Source organism: Paenibacillus sp. FSL H8-0332, from assembly GCF_037963835.1.
In the GTDB taxonomy this organism is placed as follows: domain Bacteria; phylum Bacillota; class Bacilli; order Paenibacillales; family Paenibacillaceae; genus Paenibacillus_AQ; species Paenibacillus_AQ rhizoplanae.
This window is the reverse complement of the sequence record NZ_CP150145.1, coordinates 3005120-3021018: the sequence shown is the minus strand read 5'-3', so window position 1 is coordinate 3021018 and position 15899 is coordinate 3005120. Positions and strand designations below refer to the sequence as shown.

At 52.2% G+C, this 15899-nt stretch carries 17 protein-coding genes; 3 read left to right on the top strand and 14 right to left on the bottom strand.

Translation table 11 applies throughout. The features are described from left to right. Positions 1–37: 37 nt before the first annotated feature. Positions 38–433 carry a DivIVA domain-containing protein gene (locus NST43_RS13070; protein ID WP_339224806.1) on the bottom strand — a complete coding sequence of 132 codons (396 nt, stop codon included), beginning with the start codon at positions 431–433 and terminating at the stop codon, positions 38–40. 213 nt (positions 434–646) lie between these two features. On the opposite strand from NST43_RS13070, the gene NST43_RS13065 reads away from it, so the two are divergent. Continuing rightward, positions 647–1186: a TraR/DksA C4-type zinc finger protein gene (locus NST43_RS13065; RefSeq protein WP_339224805.1), complete on the top strand. Its 540-nt coding sequence runs from the start codon at positions 647–649 to the stop codon at positions 1184–1186. Between the two features lie 106 nt (positions 1187–1292). Here NST43_RS13065 and NST43_RS13060 read toward each other — a convergent pair whose 3' ends face one another. After that, complete coding sequence (locus NST43_RS13060; protein WP_339224804.1) at positions 1293–1652, bottom strand: helix-turn-helix transcriptional regulator; 360 nt, start codon at positions 1650–1652, stop codon at positions 1293–1295. Positions 1653–2550: 898 nt separating this feature from the next. Here NST43_RS13060 and NST43_RS13055 point away from each other — a divergent pair. Then, complete coding sequence (locus NST43_RS13055) at positions 2551–3003, top strand: MarR family transcriptional regulator (RefSeq protein WP_339224803.1); 453 nt, start codon at positions 2551–2553, stop codon at positions 3001–3003. Positions 3004–3044: 41 nt separating this feature from the next. Continuing rightward, on the top strand, positions 3045–3563 hold the full coding sequence (locus NST43_RS13050; RefSeq protein ID WP_339224802.1) for a GNAT family N-acetyltransferase: 519 nt from the start codon (positions 3045–3047) through the stop codon (positions 3561–3563). Positions 3564–4196: 633 nt separating this feature from the next. Here the strand turns inward: NST43_RS13050 and NST43_RS13045 are convergent. The 12 genes from NST43_RS13045 to ftsY form a co-directional block, all read right to left on the bottom strand. Then, positions 4197–4793 (bottom strand): general stress protein, encoded by a 597-nt coding sequence (locus NST43_RS13045; protein WP_209986099.1) that lies wholly within the window; start codon positions 4791–4793, stop codon positions 4197–4199. Between the two features lie 107 nt (positions 4794–4900). Then, positions 4901–7402, bottom strand: a complete 2502-nt coding sequence (gene hrpB / locus NST43_RS13040; RefSeq protein ID WP_339224801.1) for an ATP-dependent helicase HrpB — start codon at positions 7400–7402, stop codon at positions 4901–4903. A gap of 240 nt (positions 7403–7642) precedes the next feature. Then, positions 7643–8041, bottom strand: a complete 399-nt coding sequence (locus NST43_RS13035; protein WP_339225408.1) for a DnaJ family domain-containing protein — start codon at positions 8039–8041, stop codon at positions 7643–7645. Between the two features lie 19 nt (positions 8042–8060). Next, positions 8061–8441 carry a GIY-YIG nuclease family protein gene (locus NST43_RS13030; protein ID WP_209986092.1) on the bottom strand — a complete coding sequence of 127 codons (381 nt, stop codon included), beginning with the start codon at positions 8439–8441 and terminating at the stop codon, positions 8061–8063. Positions 8442–8466: 25 nt separating this feature from the next. After that, the gene (locus NST43_RS13025) at positions 8467–9234 is read right to left on the bottom strand and encodes a DUF2087 domain-containing protein (protein WP_339224800.1); all 768 of its coding nucleotides are present in this window, start codon (positions 9232–9234) and stop codon (positions 8467–8469) included. 177 nt (positions 9235–9411) lie between these two features. Beyond that, on the bottom strand, positions 9412–9756 hold the full coding sequence (locus NST43_RS13020) for a DUF1801 domain-containing protein (protein WP_339224799.1): 345 nt from the start codon (positions 9754–9756) through the stop codon (positions 9412–9414). A gap of 27 nt (positions 9757–9783) precedes the next feature. Further along, positions 9784–10593 carry an SDR family NAD(P)-dependent oxidoreductase gene (locus NST43_RS13015; protein WP_209986084.1) on the bottom strand — a complete coding sequence of 270 codons (810 nt, stop codon included), beginning with the start codon at positions 10591–10593 and terminating at the stop codon, positions 9784–9786. Between the two features lie 214 nt (positions 10594–10807). Next, entirely contained in the window at positions 10808–11674 is an 867-nt protein-coding gene (locus tag NST43_RS13010; protein ID WP_209986081.1) for a transglutaminase family protein, read from the bottom strand. Then, positions 11671–12624: an alpha-E domain-containing protein gene (locus NST43_RS13005; protein ID WP_339224798.1), complete on the bottom strand. Its 954-nt coding sequence runs from the start codon at positions 12622–12624 to the stop codon at positions 11671–11673. Before NST43_RS13005 ends, NST43_RS13010 begins: the two co-directional genes overlap by 4 nt. 29 nt (positions 12625–12653) lie before the next feature. Next, positions 12654–14117: a circularly permuted type 2 ATP-grasp protein gene (locus tag NST43_RS13000; protein ID WP_209986075.1), complete on the bottom strand. Its 1464-nt coding sequence runs from the start codon at positions 14115–14117 to the stop codon at positions 12654–12656. Between the two features lie 552 nt (positions 14118–14669). Continuing rightward, on the bottom strand, positions 14670–14873 hold the full coding sequence (locus NST43_RS12995) for a hypothetical protein (RefSeq protein WP_339224797.1): 204 nt from the start codon (positions 14871–14873) through the stop codon (positions 14670–14672). Positions 14874–14893: 20 nt separating this feature from the next. Beyond that, positions 14894–15886, bottom strand: a complete 993-nt coding sequence (ftsY, locus tag NST43_RS12990) for a signal recognition particle-docking protein FtsY (RefSeq protein ID WP_339224796.1) — start codon at positions 15884–15886, stop codon at positions 14894–14896. Positions 15887–15899 lie beyond the last annotated feature (13 nt).

Here is a 15899-nt window from a genome sequence, read left to right as displayed (position 1 = left end):
CTGCATATTGTTCTCTTATGCTGTAGCTGTACATGTCTTACAAATACCCCTCCGTGCGGGACAATGGCAATCTGTCCTTGAGCTGACGCACATTGGCTTCCAGCTTGATGATAATATCCTCCAGGTCCTGCGGATCAATCCCCTTAATAATCGGAACCGGGGCCGGAGTGGCTGCTGTCTTGACCTCTGCCTTCAGCTCTTTCATCTCAATCTGCTGCTCCTGCCACTTATCCATCAGATCCGCTATGGTAGCATAGAACCGTTCATAATCCTTAATTACGCTGTCCAGAAAAGTATCCACCTCTTCGGCGTCATATCCGCGAAGCTTCATCCCGAATTCCTTCTCATGAATTGTAAGTGCATCAAGGGTAATGCCGAGCTGGCTGAACAGCTTTCTTTGCTTATCCAGCCGCCGTTTCATATGTTCGTCCATTTCATAACCTCCAAGTGTCTACTGCATTCATCCGGCAGTAATTATTATAACAGGGTGAAAGCAACCTGAAAATATCACTAAAGTTACAATTCAGCAATAGAATTGACTACTGATTGCCTTTTATAACAATAGGGTAAGGAAAGATTACGACAGTATAACTACTAATTAAGCTGAAAGGAAGATGACCACATGAGCCACTTAACCAAAGACCAATTGAATACACTCCGAGCAGCCCTGGAAGAGCGCAAGGCAGAACTGGAGCAGCATTTCTCCAGCAACGGGGCTGAAGACAGCTTGCTTGGCGATTCCCTTATTCTCTCTACGGGCGAGCTCTCTTCTGTCGATAACCATCCTGCCGATACAGGAACTGAGACCTTCGAACGGAGCCGCGACCTGTCCATCAATACCTCACTATCCGAAGAATTAAAGGAGATTGAGGCTGCTCTGGCGCGGGTGGAGGACGGAACGTACGGTATCTGCGAAGCCAGCAAGCAAGAGATTTCTTATGAGCGGCTTGAAGCGATCCCCTTCACCCGCTATACCGTGGAGCACGCGCCAACCAGCCGTGACACCGGCGCACGCCCTGTGGAAGAAGAGGTCATGACGCCACCACCAGCCGGTGCAGGCGAAGGACGCCAGGAGCATAGCGGAAGGTTCGATGACGCCGGTGCCTGGGAAGCCGTGGAGGATTATGGCAGCGCAAGCTCGCCGGTGACCCCTCCAGGGCAGGATGTTGAAGAAGAGGATTCCTGAGCGGCAAGTCATAGCTTGCGAGGTTCGCGGATAGACTGATATAGATGAGTCCGCCGGCTCGTAGCTAGATCGATATGCATGAGCCCGCCAGCTCGTGGATCTCCCATCAGAAGTTGTCCGCTACCGCCTTATTAAGGATTCCAAGACAACGGTCCAGGTCAGCCTTTACCTGCTTCTTATACAGCTTGGCCTTCTCCTCTCCATCAGAAGTGAAATGATACAGGACAATCTCCTGAAAATCTACCTTCGGATCGCTCCCCTTGAGCTGCTTGGTGCGGTAAAGTATCCCTTGCTGCACCAGCTCATGCAGGGCGCGGTAAATTTCACTTTGGGGAGGAGCATAACCATAGGGCTTGAAATCTCTCCGCAAATCCTCCAGCATCTGATACCCGTACCCTTTGTGCTGCTCCACCATCGTAATCAGGTATACCTTTATAAACGCCCGCTGGGCAATCATAAACGCCATTAAGACACCTCCCGGGGTGTTTTATTTAAAATATAAGAAGTTATATGTTTGTTTATTTGAGAATTGCAAATTTAAACTATGTCTCTAGTATAAACTCTATTTCCCAGCCTTCACAACAAGTAATTTGAGAATAAAATTCTACGACAGTATTATAGTCTGCTAGCTCTGCTAGTAATAAAGCTTGAGTTCGGATAATGTGAAATTTCGGGGATTTGGGTATTTACGTTGCCGGGTAAAGATGTTAATAATCACTTTTTCCTGTTTTAAGGGGATAGGTACGTATGTAGTTTGGTTGTGTGGTGTTGTGGATAGAAGCGGTTGTTTATTTAGTCCTTCTATTGTGAATTTTTCATATGATGAAATTAGGTTGTCAGTGGTTTGTATTGGCTTTTCGGTGCTTATTACCACAGCAACCGATAAGCCCTTAACGGACCGGAGAGACGTTAGATGTAAGAAAACAACACTTTTTGTGAGTTTACGGACCGAGTGGCCTTATGGTCCTGCTAATACAAGTTTAGAAGCGAGATTTCCCGGATTAAGGGCCATGGGGTCTACTACTTGCTCTAGTGGGGACTTTCTTCCGGAATAAGGGCTCAGTCCGTTACACCGAATCTTCGGCTTAGTGGCGCTTTAACTCCACCCTTTTAAATCTGACGCCATACTGGTCATTTTTCTCTTTGCAAGCAATGCTGCTTGGATATCAGAAACTATAATCGTCTCCGCTTCTGTGCTGTAGATAGAGGCAATTTTTTGTCGTTCTATTATGAATTTTTCATATGATGAAATAAAATACCACCTTCACTTTCATTATGGTTTTTTTGTTGTAATTACAACAAAAAACCTGTATTATTTTAAAAACTATAAGCTTAGAAAATACATGGTTAATGGAGCTGTGATTATGAAGGAGATTCTGCGCGAGGTGGGAATGATTGCCCGGTCCTTGGATTCTATCAGCAATATTGAATTTAAGCAGTACGACCTTACCAGGGGGCAATATTTGTATCTGGTGCGGATCTGTGAGCATCCGGGGATCATCCAGGAGAAGCTGGCTGAAATGATTAAGGTGGACCGGACAACGGCTGCCCGTGCTATACAGAAGCTTGAGATTAACGGTTTTATTGAAAAAAATGAAGATCAGCATAACAAAAAAATCAAGCGGCTGATCCCTACAGAGAAAGGGCAGGCCGTCTACCCTCTGATCAAAAGGGAAAATGATTATTCCAATAGCGTAGCGCTGTCCGGCTTCTCCGAAAGTGAGGCAGAAACCCTGGTGAACCTGCTGCAAAGAGTCAGATCCAATGTGGAAAAAGACTGGGAGTATGTAAAAAAGGGAAACAAACGGGACTATTGATTGTACAAGTGACTACTAATTTTACAAAAGGAGAATTATTGATGACTATATTGATAAAGAGATGCTCTTCCGGCGATCTGGAGACCTTGCAAAAAATCAGTATTGAAACGTTTACGGACACCTTCAAAAATCAAAATTCACCAGAAGCTATGGAAGCTTATTTGAAAAGAGCCTTTCATCCAGAGCAATTAAAAAAAGAATTCGCCAACCGCCATTCTGAATTTTATTTTATCTATTATAATGAAGAAATTGCCGGGTATCTGAAGGTTAACACCGATGATGCCCAAACTGAACATATGGACAAGGACTCGCTTGAAGTGGAACGGATCTATATTAGAAGGCCCTTTCATAGGCTGGGGCTAGGGAAACAGCTCATTGAGAAAGCGGTGGAAATCGCGGCCGAAAAGAATAAGAGGAAGCTCTGGCTGGGGGTTTGGGAACAAAACGGAAACGCGATTTCTTTTTACAATAAATTAAATTTTGTACAAACAGGCACTCACTCCTTCTATATGGGTGAAGAGGAGCAGACGGATCTGATCCTAACCAGAATCATCCTTTAGCACAATTAGGTTAATCAGCACAAAATCACTCTGCCGGGTGAATGATGCTAATGCCTCTCTCACTGGCCGCTTTTAAGGAGCAGTAATGTTGCAATTTTTGCAGGATTTCTCTATACCTTTTACTGGTTGAAGAACAATGTTGCATTATTTGCACAAATTTCAGTGTTTAGAGCAAGTTAGCGCTGAACTTGTTGCAGTTCGTGCAGGATTTCAGCATAGACCGCTTCTTTGGGGCAGTATTGTTGCACTTTTTGCAGGATTCCTCTTAAAATTTTACTGGCTGTGATGCATGGGGCCCTTCCCTCCGCGCAGCGGCATCTATTGTATTCGGTTTTTCTGTGAAAATACTTCTGGTACAACCTGCGATAAATGCACAGCCTACGTAGCGCCCCCAGTCCAATTGTGTTCGGTTTTTCGATTACATTTAGCCTACGTAGCACTCCCAGTCCAATTGTGTTCGGTTTTTCGCATACATTGTGGTTCCTTATTCACTCATGCGGTCTCTGTTCCTCCCTTATCCATAGCAGACGGATATTATAATTTCCTAAATAAGCACCAAAAACTGCCCGGGCATGTTCGCCGCAGGCAGTTTTTGGTTAAGCTATGAATGCAAGCATAAGCTTGCTCTAATTTTTAGATTTTGTCGCGGTTGTAGAGGTCCGGATCACGGTCTGCGTTCATCGCGCCCCTGTTGCCCAAAGAGTTGCCGACTCTGGTATCCTCCGGGTAGAGGCTGTCGTACCGGTTGGAGTTGAGTGAACGGTTACCCCGGAATACGGTATGGATATCTCTTCCACGGCCGTTGTCATCGACGAGGACGAGGATTTTGCCGCTGTCGATATAGCCTTCATAATCTCTGGCCTCATCCTCGGGAATACCGAGTCCGATTAATCCGCCCACCAGTCCGCCTGCTCCTACTCCGATGGCAGCCCCTGTCAGTGTAGCTACGATTGGACCCGCCGCAAGAATTGGACCGATCCCCGGAATAGCCAGTGCACCGATCCCGGCCAGCAAGCCGGTAATTCCGCCAACTACACCGCCGGTGGCTGCACCTGTAGCAACGCCTTCCGGCGCCATCGTTCCTGTATCTTCGGAGATGTGTTTCAGGTCATCTCGATCCTTCGTAATTACTGAAATCTCATCGTTCGTGAACCCTTGACTCTGCAAACTTTCAATCGCTCTGGTTGCTTCTTGTTCCGTATCGAATACGCCAATAATTTTCTCTGTCACTTGAAGCCCTCCTTCGTAATTGTTGTTCGCTATTGTATTACCCGTTCACACGGTGCCCAAACAGGAAAAACTTCACCGGCTGCATTAATTCCTAATCATCACTCAATCTATTTGGAAGAACGGGTGCGGTTGGTCGGCACTGCCTCCAGCGGATTATCCGGCCAGTAGTGCTTGGGATAACGGCCTTTCAGATCTTTTTTCACCTCAAAATAGGTGTTCTGCCAGAAGCTCGACAGATCTGAAGTAATCTGCATCGGCCTTCTCGCCGGAGACAGCAGGTGCAGCAGCACCGGAACCTTCCCTCCCCCTATCCGTGGGGTATTGATCTGCCCGAACATCTCCTGCAGCCTTACCGCCAGTACCGGCGCTCCCGGATTGCTGTAATCCAAGGGGACACGCGAACCGCTCGGCACCGTAATATGCGTCGGCGCCTCCTTGTTCAGCAATTGGCGGCTATTCCAGTCCAGCATCCCCTCCAGCGCCTGCGTCAGCTTCACCCGCTGTAAATCACGGAGATTCCGCATCCCTTGTATAAAAGGTGCCAGCCATTCCTCCAATGTATCCGTCAACGCCTCATCCGACATATCGGGCCACTCGGCCCGCAGCGAGTGCATGAATTCCATCCGCTGCCGCAGCTGGGTGGTCCCTTTCTCCCAAGGCAGCAGTTGTAGCCCTTCTGCAGCGATTACCTTCAGCAATACGCTCTCTGTCTCCTCGGGAGTAGCCCGCTCATGGGTCGTTTGCTTCAGAATGAGCGTCCCCAAACGGGTCACTCTACGCGCCTTCACGCTTCCGCTCTCGCTGTCCCAGTAGACTTCGCGCTCCTCCAGAAGGCTGTCCGCATGATGCTTCAGCAGGTCCTGCTCGGAGAGCGCTGCGGCAAGCATAATCCTGCTCTGCCCGGCACGGTCATCCACGCCGGGCGCCACGATATAGGGCGAGCGCGCCAGCGGCTGCCCCTCGCGCATGGCCGCCCCCCGGCCGCCCGAGAGCAGAAACGCGCCGTCGCCGCGTTTCTGCCCGACGCGGTCGGGATAGGCGAACGACAGCAGCAGGCCGCTGCGGCTGATGTCGCCGGGCCCTTCGCCTGGCGCTGCCTGCAGCTGCGCCAGGAAGACCCGGCTCTCGCGCTGCACCGCGCGCAAGGCCGCCGGGTCCGCTCCGCCGCTGCTGGCGGAGCGCTCGAACCCGAATAGCGCCTCCACGCGCAGCGTGAGGTCGCTATCTAGAGCCGCGGGACCCCGGAAGAGGTCCCGCTCCTGCAGCAGCGCAGCGAGCCTGGCGGCGAGCGGCGCGGCTGCAAGGTCTGCCGCGCGCAGCAGCATATGCGCGATGCGCGGGTGCGCGCCAAGCACGGCCATGCTGCGGCCGTGCGGCGTAATGGCGCCGCCGGCGTCCAGCGCGCCGAGCTGGCGCAGCAGCGCCGTGGCCTGCGCGTAAGGCGCGGCAGGCGGCGCGTCCAGCCAGGCGAGCGCTCCAGGATCGCGCACGCCCCATAGCGCCAGCTCCAGGGCGAGCTGCGCCAGGTCGGTCTCCATGATCTCCGGCACGTTGTCGTCCGGCAGATGATCATGCGCCTCCCGGCTCCACAGCCTGTAGCAGACGCCCGGCGCAGTGCGGCCTGCCCGGCCGCGCCGCTGATCGGCCGATGCCTTCGAGACCGGCACCGTCGTCAAGCGCGGCATGCCGGTACGTGCAGAGAATACCTGCGTCCGGCGAAGCCCCGTGTCAATCACCGTGCGAACCCCTTCTATCGTAAGACTCGTCTCGGCAATGGAGGTCGCCAGCACGACCTTCCGCTCGCCATCTACAGCAGGAGCCACCGCTGCATCCTGCTGCGGCTGCGGCAATTGGCCATATAACGGACGCAGCACTGTCCCCGGTGGCAGACTCCCTAATGCCAGCTCCTGCTCCGTCCGGCGGATCTCCCGCTCGCCGGGCAGAAAGACAAGCACATCCCCCGGCTGCTCAGCGAGCGCCCGGCGGACAGCGGCGGCTGCGGATTTCTCGGGGGTAGTAAGGGTAGCATTGCCTGCCTCCGGCATATAGATCGTATCTACCGGATAGGTCCGACCAGGGCAACGCACGACTGGTGCTTCCCCCAGCAGAGAAGCTACGCGGTCTCCATCCAGGGTCGCAGACATCACCAGAATGCGCAAATCCTCGCGCAGCACACTCTGCGCTTCAAGCGCCAGTGCCAGTCCAAGATCCGCATGCAGGCTGCGCTCATGGAACTCATCGAAGATCACAAGCCCCACATCCCCCAGCGACGGGTCGCTTTGCAGCATTCTGGTCAGAACGCCTTCAGTTACTACAACGATACGTGTATTTTTACCGACCCGGGTATCCATCCGCATACGGTATCCTACGGTCTGACCGACACTCTCCCCCATACAGGAAGCTATATAGCCTGCGGCCGAACGGGCTGCCAGACGTCTGGGCTCCAGCATGAGAATGGTTTTACCGGCCAGCCATGGCTCCTCCAGCAGAGCAGGCGGAGTAGCCGTGGTCTTCCCCGCTCCGGGTTCGGCGATCAGAATAGCCGCTGTACGGTCAGTTAAAATCCTCTTCAGGTCAGGAAGCACCTGCATAATTGGAAGCTGATTCATTTCATCTCTCCATCATCCGCTAAAAGTTAAGTTTCATATCCATTTCATTATCATGGGTGAAACCGCCCCGGATATCAAGTAGAAGCTTAGTCGCCCTTACGGTGAACATTCAGGGTTTCGGCGGATTGTAGGCAAGCACGTGGAAAAACAGCATCTACTGGCGGTGGTTTTAGAAACGCACTTCCCCCATTCCCCTACCCAGCACAAAACCTCCAGTTCATAGAACCGGAGGTTTCCTGCTTACTCTTCTATTCCCGTCAGCCGCTGCCCGATCGCGTCCCCGTAATCCGCATATGCAGCATTGCCCTCCAGCCCGCGTTCCTGAAGAAGCTGTTGGAGACGAAGACGCTTGAGCGAGAGCTTGGTTTCCAGCTCCTTACGTTCGCCAGTGTCGTTGTTGCCGCTGCGGTGGCAAGCCACCAGCAGCTCTTCGAGCGTTACGCACTCAGCCCGCAGCGTCAATTCCTCCGGCAGCAGCCCGGCGTTCTTCATAATCTTGTAGGACATCCGTAATTCCTCGGGTACGCCGGAGAGATCCTCCAGCTCCAGCGGCTTGCCGTGCCCCGGCAGATTGGCGAACTCTCCGCTGCGCATCGCTTCCTGAATTCTCTGTTCTGCAAGCCAAGATAGTATAGCCATATCCACCGTACCTTTCATTCTATTTCTGCTTATGATATCCGCGCTCTCCGTAAGGAGACAGCTGCTCCAGCCATTTACTCTCCATATCCGGCAGCTGCTTGCGGTATTTCTTCAGCTCCAGCACATCGGCCACGAAATCCTCTTCCGGCTTAATCTGCTCCAGCACCTCGAAGCGGAAGCCCGCTTCCCCGCGTTCATTCCAGTCGCTCTGCAGCTCCTTGTTGTCATGGGCTTTGATATCCAGCATGAATTTATGCTTGTTCCAGACCCCGTCGAGATTCAGGCTGCTGCCAATATACATTTTCTCATTGCCGGTATTTACAATTCTGTAGACCCCCATCGGCCTGTGCGAATGCGCGTAATTATATCCCAGTTCCTTGCGTCTGGCTTTATCCGTCATTTCTTCTCTCCCCTTCTTCTCTCCGTTATAATTTCACCCAGTATCTGCTGCCGTCATCCTCGCGGTCCAGCAGCCCGTAATCAATCAGGTAACGCCGCAGCGTCACATAATCGGGATAAGCCGCTTCCAGCACAGCATTAATCTCTTTCTCGCTATATTTGCGTCCCGTTTCGAACCGCTGAATCAGATGGCGCAGAATAGCCGCCTTACGCTTCTGCCGCTTAGGGAACTCTGACAATGGGCCGTCCGGCCCCTGTTTGAAATAGGCGCCTAGAATCTCGGCGTTCTCCTGCTCGGTAATCGCAAACCGTTCATCGACCATCACAGCCGTACGCGGAATGCTCACAAAAGGCGATGAAGCTCCCGGCTTCTCCTCAGCCAGCTCCATGACCGCCAAAAACAGCTTGGCCTGCTTCACCTTCTCGCGAAGCGTGAACCGGTGGTTGCGCACCGTGGAGGTGCTGCCGATTCCCAGCTCCTTGGCCGCCTCTGCATCGCTAAGACTTTGGCGGAAAGCCTGGAGCAGCCCCTTTTGCAATTCGGTTAACCCGCTCAGCTTCTTGTCCAGCGTCAGCAGCCAGTTGAACATCCCGCCATGAATCCGGTCCACATGCAGAGCTGCGAACTTCTCCGCTTCGTAATACTGCTCGCCATCCTTATAGATTAAACCCTTCTCGAAGGGCATCCCGCAGACCAGACAATGATACTTTTCCTTACGCGCTTCCGTCTCCACATTATAGCCCTGCTTCAATTCTGCAATGGAAGCATTCCAGAATTTCTCCGATATCTGCACTGCCTCATTCTCTCCTGCCAACTGGACCACCACACCCTTTGTTCACTTTTATATAGACATATTATCATTTCGTTTGTTATTTTACAACTATCTAATTAGACTGTTTGTCGCATACAGAAAAACACCGCCAATCATGGCAGTGTCTCTATATCCCGGAGGATCGCTATTTGTCAGTTCTTATAATGCAGCAGAAGCCTGCTTCAGCAAGGAAGACAGCAGTTCATAATCCACAGCCTTGCCCTCCGTCAGCTTGGTTGTGAGGCGATCCCCACTCCCCGCTTCGAATTGGCCTTCAGGCACTTCCAGCGCTGCTGCGTTGAAGATGGAGAAGCTCACCCAGCCTTTGGCGGTAGAGAGGACAGCGGCATATTTCCCGTTTTTGAGAAAATGCGGTTTGCCATACTGAATTCGTTCCGCTACCTCCGGGATTGCCCCATGAATGACCTCACGCAGCTTGGAGCATATCTCCGATTGCCAGGGCAGCTTGATCTGAGCAATGTAATCAGTCACTTCTGGATTCATGAAATCACCTTTTCCTTAAGGATATACCTAAGACAACAAAGACTCCGCACCGTCAATCACAATCTGCGAGCCTGTAATATGAATAGATTCATCCGAGGCCAGGAAGGCGACCAGATCGGCTACATTCTCCGGTTTGCCCGGTCCGTCTGCAAGCGGCTGCGCTCCTTCAGGGAATTCAATTGGAATAACAATCGACTCCACATCCTCGTTCCACTCCGTGCTCTCGTCGATATTCGTGGCGATGGCTCCCGGACAAATGACATTGACACGAATTTTGAACTTGGCCAGTTCTAGTGCAGCCATCTTGGCAAAAGCAACCTGCCCGGCCTTAGTAGTACTATATGGTGACCAGCCGAAGCTGGTAAATCTGCTGTTGCCGTTGATTGAGCTGGTAATAATAATGCTGCCTTTGCCCTTCTCCTTCAGGTGAGGAATGCTGTATTTCAGCGTCAGGAAGGTACCTGTGAGGTTGACCGACAGGGTCTTCTCCCAATCATTTACGCTCAGCTCCTCAATCGGCCCGACCACTCCGTTAATCCCTGCATTGGCGAACACAATGTCCAGACCTCCGAAATGCTCCACGGTTCTGCGCACCGCTTCCTCCATCCGGCCGGCATCCGAAGTATCCACATCAATTGCTAATGCACAGTCCTTGCGGAGCTTGTTCAGCTTCTGTTCCAGGATAGAGGTACGTTCGTTCACCAGATCGAACAAGGCGACATTCGCGCCTTCACGTGCCAGCTGGATCGCTGCCGCTCTGCCGATTCCCGAGCCCGCACCTGTAATTATGGCTGTTTTCCCTTGAAAACGCTGCTTTTTTGCTATATTTGGGCTCATATGTACACTCTCCTTCCATAAATACCATTCTGCTTGTAATGGCTCTGTTTCAAGATTACCCAATTGATGCTTGATTATAATCATGTTATGCAAAAAAATGCACAAGCCTTGTGCAACATGCACAGCACAGCACACAGCTTACTGAGCCTACGCTATGATGCACCTTATCAGCAACAGCAAAAGCCCCACTTTCGCGGGGCCTGCTCTAACACATTCAATTCTCCAAGTGCCGTACATCCACCTTGACCGTAAGCTTGCCCGCTCCTCCACGGTATACGCCTTTGACCGGAACAATATCCTTATAATCCCGTCCATGCCCAAGCTTGATATACCGCCAGCTCACTTCAACATTGTTGGTCGGATCGAACCCCAGCCAGCCCGTACCCGGAATATGCGTCTCCACCCAGGCATGTGAGGCCTGTTCGAAGTTGGCGTTGCCCCCCTGCAGATCCCCGACAAAATGGTACCCGCTCACATAACGCGAGGGCAAGCCGACACTGCGGCAGACTGCAATCATCAGATGCGCATAGTCCTGGCAGACTCCGCGTTTGAGCATCAGCGCTCTTTTTACCGTAGTATTGACGCTCGTTGCCTCAGGATCGTACGTAAACTGCTCATAGATCGTGGACGACAGCTTCTTAGTCCATTCATACATATCCTCGGCGTCCTCAAAAGGATGCTGCGAAGCAAACTCGACTAGCTCCGGCGTCACCTCGGTGTAGCGGGTAGGCAGAATAAACTCTATATACCGGTTCTGAAACTTCTCGTCATTCAGCAGCTTCACCTGCTCCTCGAGCGGTATATGCGGCAGATCTGCGCCTTGCGCCTTATCGAGCGTGACCACCGTAGCCTTGGTGTGAATCACCATTTCCGTGTGCGGCTTGTTCACCGAATAGGCATGGACCCGGTTGCCGAAGAAATCCTCATAGGTTAGCAGATTGGCCGGCGGATGCACCTCCACCTCATGGTGATAACAGGATTGCCGGTAGTTCGTGCGCGGCGTCAGCCGGATCTCATTGACACTGTCCGTCACCGGTTCGGGGTAGTTGTAGGTGGTTGTGTGGTTGATTTGTATTTTCATACCGAGACTCCTTCTCGGCGAAAAAAAGCACCGTCCATCGTTCGTCCGAGCCTCTGACAGGATATCATCAGTGACTCCAGTACATCCAGGGCCAGGTCCCCGGACATCTCATCCTTCTCCATATAATCCAGCTCCGCCTTGATCTTGCCTGCTTGCCGGATCACCTTCTCATGCCCCGAGCCCTTCTCAGTAGTGTCCAGCTCCAGCTTGGCCAGATGCTCCTCCAGCTTGTGGAACGAGAAACGGATCGAACGGGGGAAAAACGGGTTCACGATCAGGAATTCGAGGATGCACTCCGGCGACATATCATCGGCATAATACCGGCGGAAGGACTGATAACCGCTCACCGATTTCAGCACAGCCTGAAGCTGGGTATAGATGGAATTGATATCCTTCGACTTGCAGGATACCGTGACGGTCTGCAGGATACGCGTCGTATTCTCCGCCCGTTCCAGAAACCGGCCGCTCTCGATGAAATGCCATTCATTGCTCCGGAGCATCACCGATTGCTCCGCGCCGAGGAACATCGCCGCCCGTTCCTTAACCTGCTGATAGAATTGATGGGGACCGCGCATGATATCCGCTACCGACTGCTCCCCGAGCCACAGGTTGAAGCCATTGACAATATCCCAAAGCTCGCTCGGCAGATGCTGCCGCAGAGTGCGCAGATTATTCCTGGCCTGATGCACACAGGAGAACAAGGAATTGGTGTTCCCCAGATCCAGCGTAATGAAGGATAACACATCCTGCTCGCTGAAGCTCTCGAATTGCCGCAGATATTCGTTCCGCACCCCAAGCGCGTTAATCAGGCGCGACCACTTGTGGCCCTCTTCCTGGAAATCCTCTTCCTGCTGGATATGGTAATGTACGTCGATCAGCCGGGCGTGATTCTCAGCCCGTTCAATATACCGGCCGATCCAGAATAGAGCCTCCGCATTGCGATTAAGCATTCTAGCCACCCCTTTACCTTAGATAGTCTCTAGGCCATTACCCAGGTATCCTTCACTCCGCCGCCTTGGGAGGAGTTCACGACCAGCGAGCCTTCGCGCATCGCCACCCGGGTGAGGCCCCCTGGAATGACATGCGGCTTGCGGTCAGCCCCCATCAGCACAAACGCTCTGAGATCGATATGCCGCGGAGCCATGCTCGCTTCTGACAAGACCGGCGCACGGGACAGTGACATGATTGGCTGAGCGATATAACGCTCCGGTTCTGCCAGTATTTTGAGCCGGAAGTCTATGAGCTCCTGCTTCGTTGCTTCACTTCCGATCAGCATGCCGTATCCCCCGGAGAGAGACGTCTCCTTCACCACCATTTCAGCGAGATGATCCAGCACATACTGGCGCTCTTGCGGCCGTGACAGCAGATAGGTCGGCACATTGCCCAGAATCGGTTCTTCGTTAAGGTAATAGCGGATCATATCGGGGACATACACATACATGGCCTTGTCATCAGCTACCCCGGTTCCGGGCGCATTGGCAATTGTGATATTTCCTGCCCGGTAGGCATTCATCAGACCTGCGACCCCCAGCAGCGAGTTAGGCTGAAAAGCGAGCGGATCAATGAAATCATCATCCAGCCGCCGGTACAGCACATCGACTCTGCGCAGACCGTTCATCACCTTCAGGTAGATTTTGTGGTCCTGGGCGACCAGATCGCGGCCCTCTACCAGATGAATGCCCATCTGCTGCGCCAGGAAAGCATGTTCATAATAAGCAGAATTGTATTCCCCCGGTGTCAGCAGGGCAATGACCGGGTCTTTGGTCCGGGACGGAGACAGGCTGCGCAGCACGGACAGGAAGCGGTTCAGGCTGTGATCCACATCGCGGATCGAGCTGGCAAACGACAATTCAGGAAACAGCTGGTTCATGAGCGATCTGCCTTTGAACAGATAAGAGAAGCCGGAAGGTGTACGCAGATTATCCTCAAGCACGTAATACTCCCCGTCATGATGGCGGATCAGATCGATGCCTGAAGTGGTGATGTATGCGCCGCCGGGTACGCGGAGTCCGCACATTTCCGGCCGGAAATAACAGTTGGAAATAATCATCCGCCGCGGCACAATGCCGTCCTTCACAATGTACTGTTCATGGTAAATATCATGAATGAACAGATTCAGTGCCGTAATCCGCTGCACAATGCCCGCCTCCAGCCGTTCCCATTCCATTTTCGGAATAATGCGCGGAATCATGTCAAAAGGAATCGTCCGCTCCATAGGCTGATCCTGTGCCGGGTTATACAGAGTAAAGGTAATGCCTTCTTCCATCATCCGACGCTGCATCAGCTTCTGCTTGCCTTGCAGCTCTTCGGGGCTCATCCCGGAAAACATGCGGTTCACATGCTTGTAATGAGGCCGGACGTTCCGTTCATCCGCATACATCTCATCATAGAAATGCTGCAGCGGATACGGAGACAGACCGGGCAAAGGATCTAGTTTGGACATGAGCCCGACTCCTCTCGGATCAGTATAATGTGTTATGTTTCTTAACAAATAAGTTCAAAAATTAAAAATTCACCATTAAAATATGTTTCACTACCTTCATAATACGTAAATGATATTATTCATGTCAATATATATAACAGCAAAATGGAGTTTCTGAACCATTCTGCCGGTTTGGAATCGCTTCCTTTCTCTTTTCACTGCTTTCAGGGACGTACAGAGTGAATTCCACATCCAATTGTATGCTGGAGCGCTGACAAGCAGTACTATTATGAATTTTTCATATGTTGTATTTTTAACATGATTTCGGCATATTCTTTGAAAGGCCAAAAGGGGAGTACGCCGAAGGATGATTATGCACTGGTGGAGGCTCCTTTCTGCAGAGCAGGATATGTCCTTGGCGGGGGATTCTGCGCGGGAAGCCAAGAAGCGGCAGCCCCGCAACAGCAGGTGGACAAACGTATCTTAATTCTTCGATTTCTGAGGGATAAGGGCAAGCAAGTGGAAAAACTACAACTGCTAGTGTTAGTATCAGCTACATTGGCTGAAATGCGCTCATTTAAGTGTAGTTTTTCCAACTACTGCTCTAACAGAGACCATTCTTTCCTCAGCAAGTGGAGAAAATCCAACTATTTCCGCTTCCCCTCCTCTCTCAGCCGCTCCAATCCGTTCAACAAAAAACCTCCCCGGGAATATTTCATTCCAAAGGGAGGTTGCAGCGCAGTCATCTATTGTAGTTAAAGGTCTTCGACTACCCATTCAGCTCTTGCCTAGAGTCATTATTCTTCGGCGTCCGCTTCCTCCGAGATTACGCCTGCAAACAGGGCATGCACGAACTGGTCGGAGTCGAACGGCTGGAGATCTTCCATTTTCTCGCCGAGACCCACCAGCTTCACTGGCAGGTTCATTTCCTGGCGGATCGCTACCACGATACCACCCTTCGCCGTACCGTCCAGCTTCGTTAGTACGAGTCCGGTCACGCCGCTCTTCTCGCCGAACAGCTTGGCCTGAGTCAGCGCATTCTGCCCGGTGGTCGCATCCAGCACCATCAGTACCTCATGCGGGGCGCTTGGAATCTCGCGCTGAATGACACGGAAGATCTTGTTCAGCTCTTCCATCAGATTACTCTTGTTCTGCAGCCGGCCTGCCGTATCGCAGATCAGCACATCCACACCGCGCTGCTTGGCAGCCTGAACCGCATCGAACATCACCGCTGCCGGATCGGAGCCCGACTGCTGCTTGATAACATCAACCCCGGCACGCTTGCCCCACACCTCAAGCTGCTCAATGGCTCCGGCACGGAAGGTGTCGCCTGCCGCCAGCAGCACCTTCTTGCCTTCCTGCTTGTAGCGGTGCGCCAGCTTGCCGATGGTCGTGGTCTTCCCGACTCCGTTCACACCGACGAACAGGATCACAGTAATGCCGTCCGGATTCTCGTTCAGACTGTTGTCGTCATCGCCGCGCAGCAGCTCCATCAGCTTGCGGGAGAGAATCGGCTGAAGCTCTGCCGCGTCCTCGATCCGCTTCTGCTTCACTTCGGCGCGCAGCTCCTCCACCAGATTCATGACCGTATTTACGCCTACATCGGCGCCGATCAGAATCTCTTCCAGTTCCTCATAGAACTCTTCATCTATCTTTTTGCGGCGGATCATCAGATCAGAGACCTTCTCAACGAAGCCCTTGCGTGTTTTCTCCAGACCGTCGCGGAACTGTTTCGTTACGCTTTCCGTTTTGCCGGAGATGCTGTCTTTCAGTTTTTTGAAAAAACTCATATGCTTATGCTTC

What these genes read in the sequence shown, in the direction of transcription:
- NST43_RS13005 (WP_339224798.1), bottom strand. Translation starts at nt 12,624, where the DNA reads ATGCTTAATCGCAATGCGGAGGCTCTATTCTGGATCGGCCGGTATATT.
- NST43_RS13010 (WP_209986081.1), bottom strand. Translation starts at nt 11,674, where the DNA reads ATGAAAATACAAATCAACCACACAACCACCTACAACTACCCCGAACCG.
- NST43_RS13000 (WP_209986075.1), bottom strand. Translation starts at nt 14,117, where the DNA reads ATGTCCAAACTAGATCCTTTGCCCGGTCTGTCTCCGTATCCGCTGCAG.
- NST43_RS13020 (WP_339224799.1), bottom strand. Translation starts at nt 9,756, where the DNA reads ATGAATCCAGAAGTGACTGATTACATTGCTCAGATCAAGCTGCCCTGG.
- hrpB (WP_339224801.1), bottom strand. Translation starts at nt 7,402, where the DNA reads ATGAATCAGCTTCCAATTATGCAGGTGCTTCCTGACCTGAAGAGGATT.
- NST43_RS13015 (WP_209986084.1), bottom strand. Translation starts at nt 10,593, where the DNA reads ATGAGCCCAAATATAGCAAAAAAGCAGCGTTTTCAAGGGAAAACAGCC.
- NST43_RS13030 (WP_209986092.1), bottom strand. Translation starts at nt 8,441, where the DNA reads ATGACGGATAAAGCCAGACGCAAGGAACTGGGATATAATTACGCGCAT.
- NST43_RS13055 (WP_339224803.1), top strand. Translation starts at nt 2,551, where the DNA reads ATGAAGGAGATTCTGCGCGAGGTGGGAATGATTGCCCGGTCCTTGGAT.
- NST43_RS13060 (WP_339224804.1), bottom strand. Translation starts at nt 1,652, where the DNA reads ATGGCGTTTATGATTGCCCAGCGGGCGTTTATAAAGGTATACCTGATT.
- ftsY (WP_339224796.1), bottom strand. Translation starts at nt 15,886, where the DNA reads ATGAGTTTTTTCAAAAAACTGAAAGACAGCATCTCCGGCAAAACGGAA.
- NST43_RS13035 (WP_339225408.1), bottom strand. Translation starts at nt 8,041, where the DNA reads ATGGCTATACTATCTTGGCTTGCAGAACAGAGAATTCAGGAAGCGATG.
- NST43_RS12995 (WP_339224797.1), bottom strand. Translation starts at nt 14,873, where the DNA reads ATGGGTAGTCGAAGACCTTTAACTACAATAGATGACTGCGCTGCAACC.
- NST43_RS13070 (WP_339224806.1), bottom strand. Translation starts at nt 433, where the DNA reads ATGGACGAACATATGAAACGGCGGCTGGATAAGCAAAGAAAGCTGTTC.
- NST43_RS13050 (WP_339224802.1), top strand. Translation starts at nt 3,045, where the DNA reads ATGACTATATTGATAAAGAGATGCTCTTCCGGCGATCTGGAGACCTTG.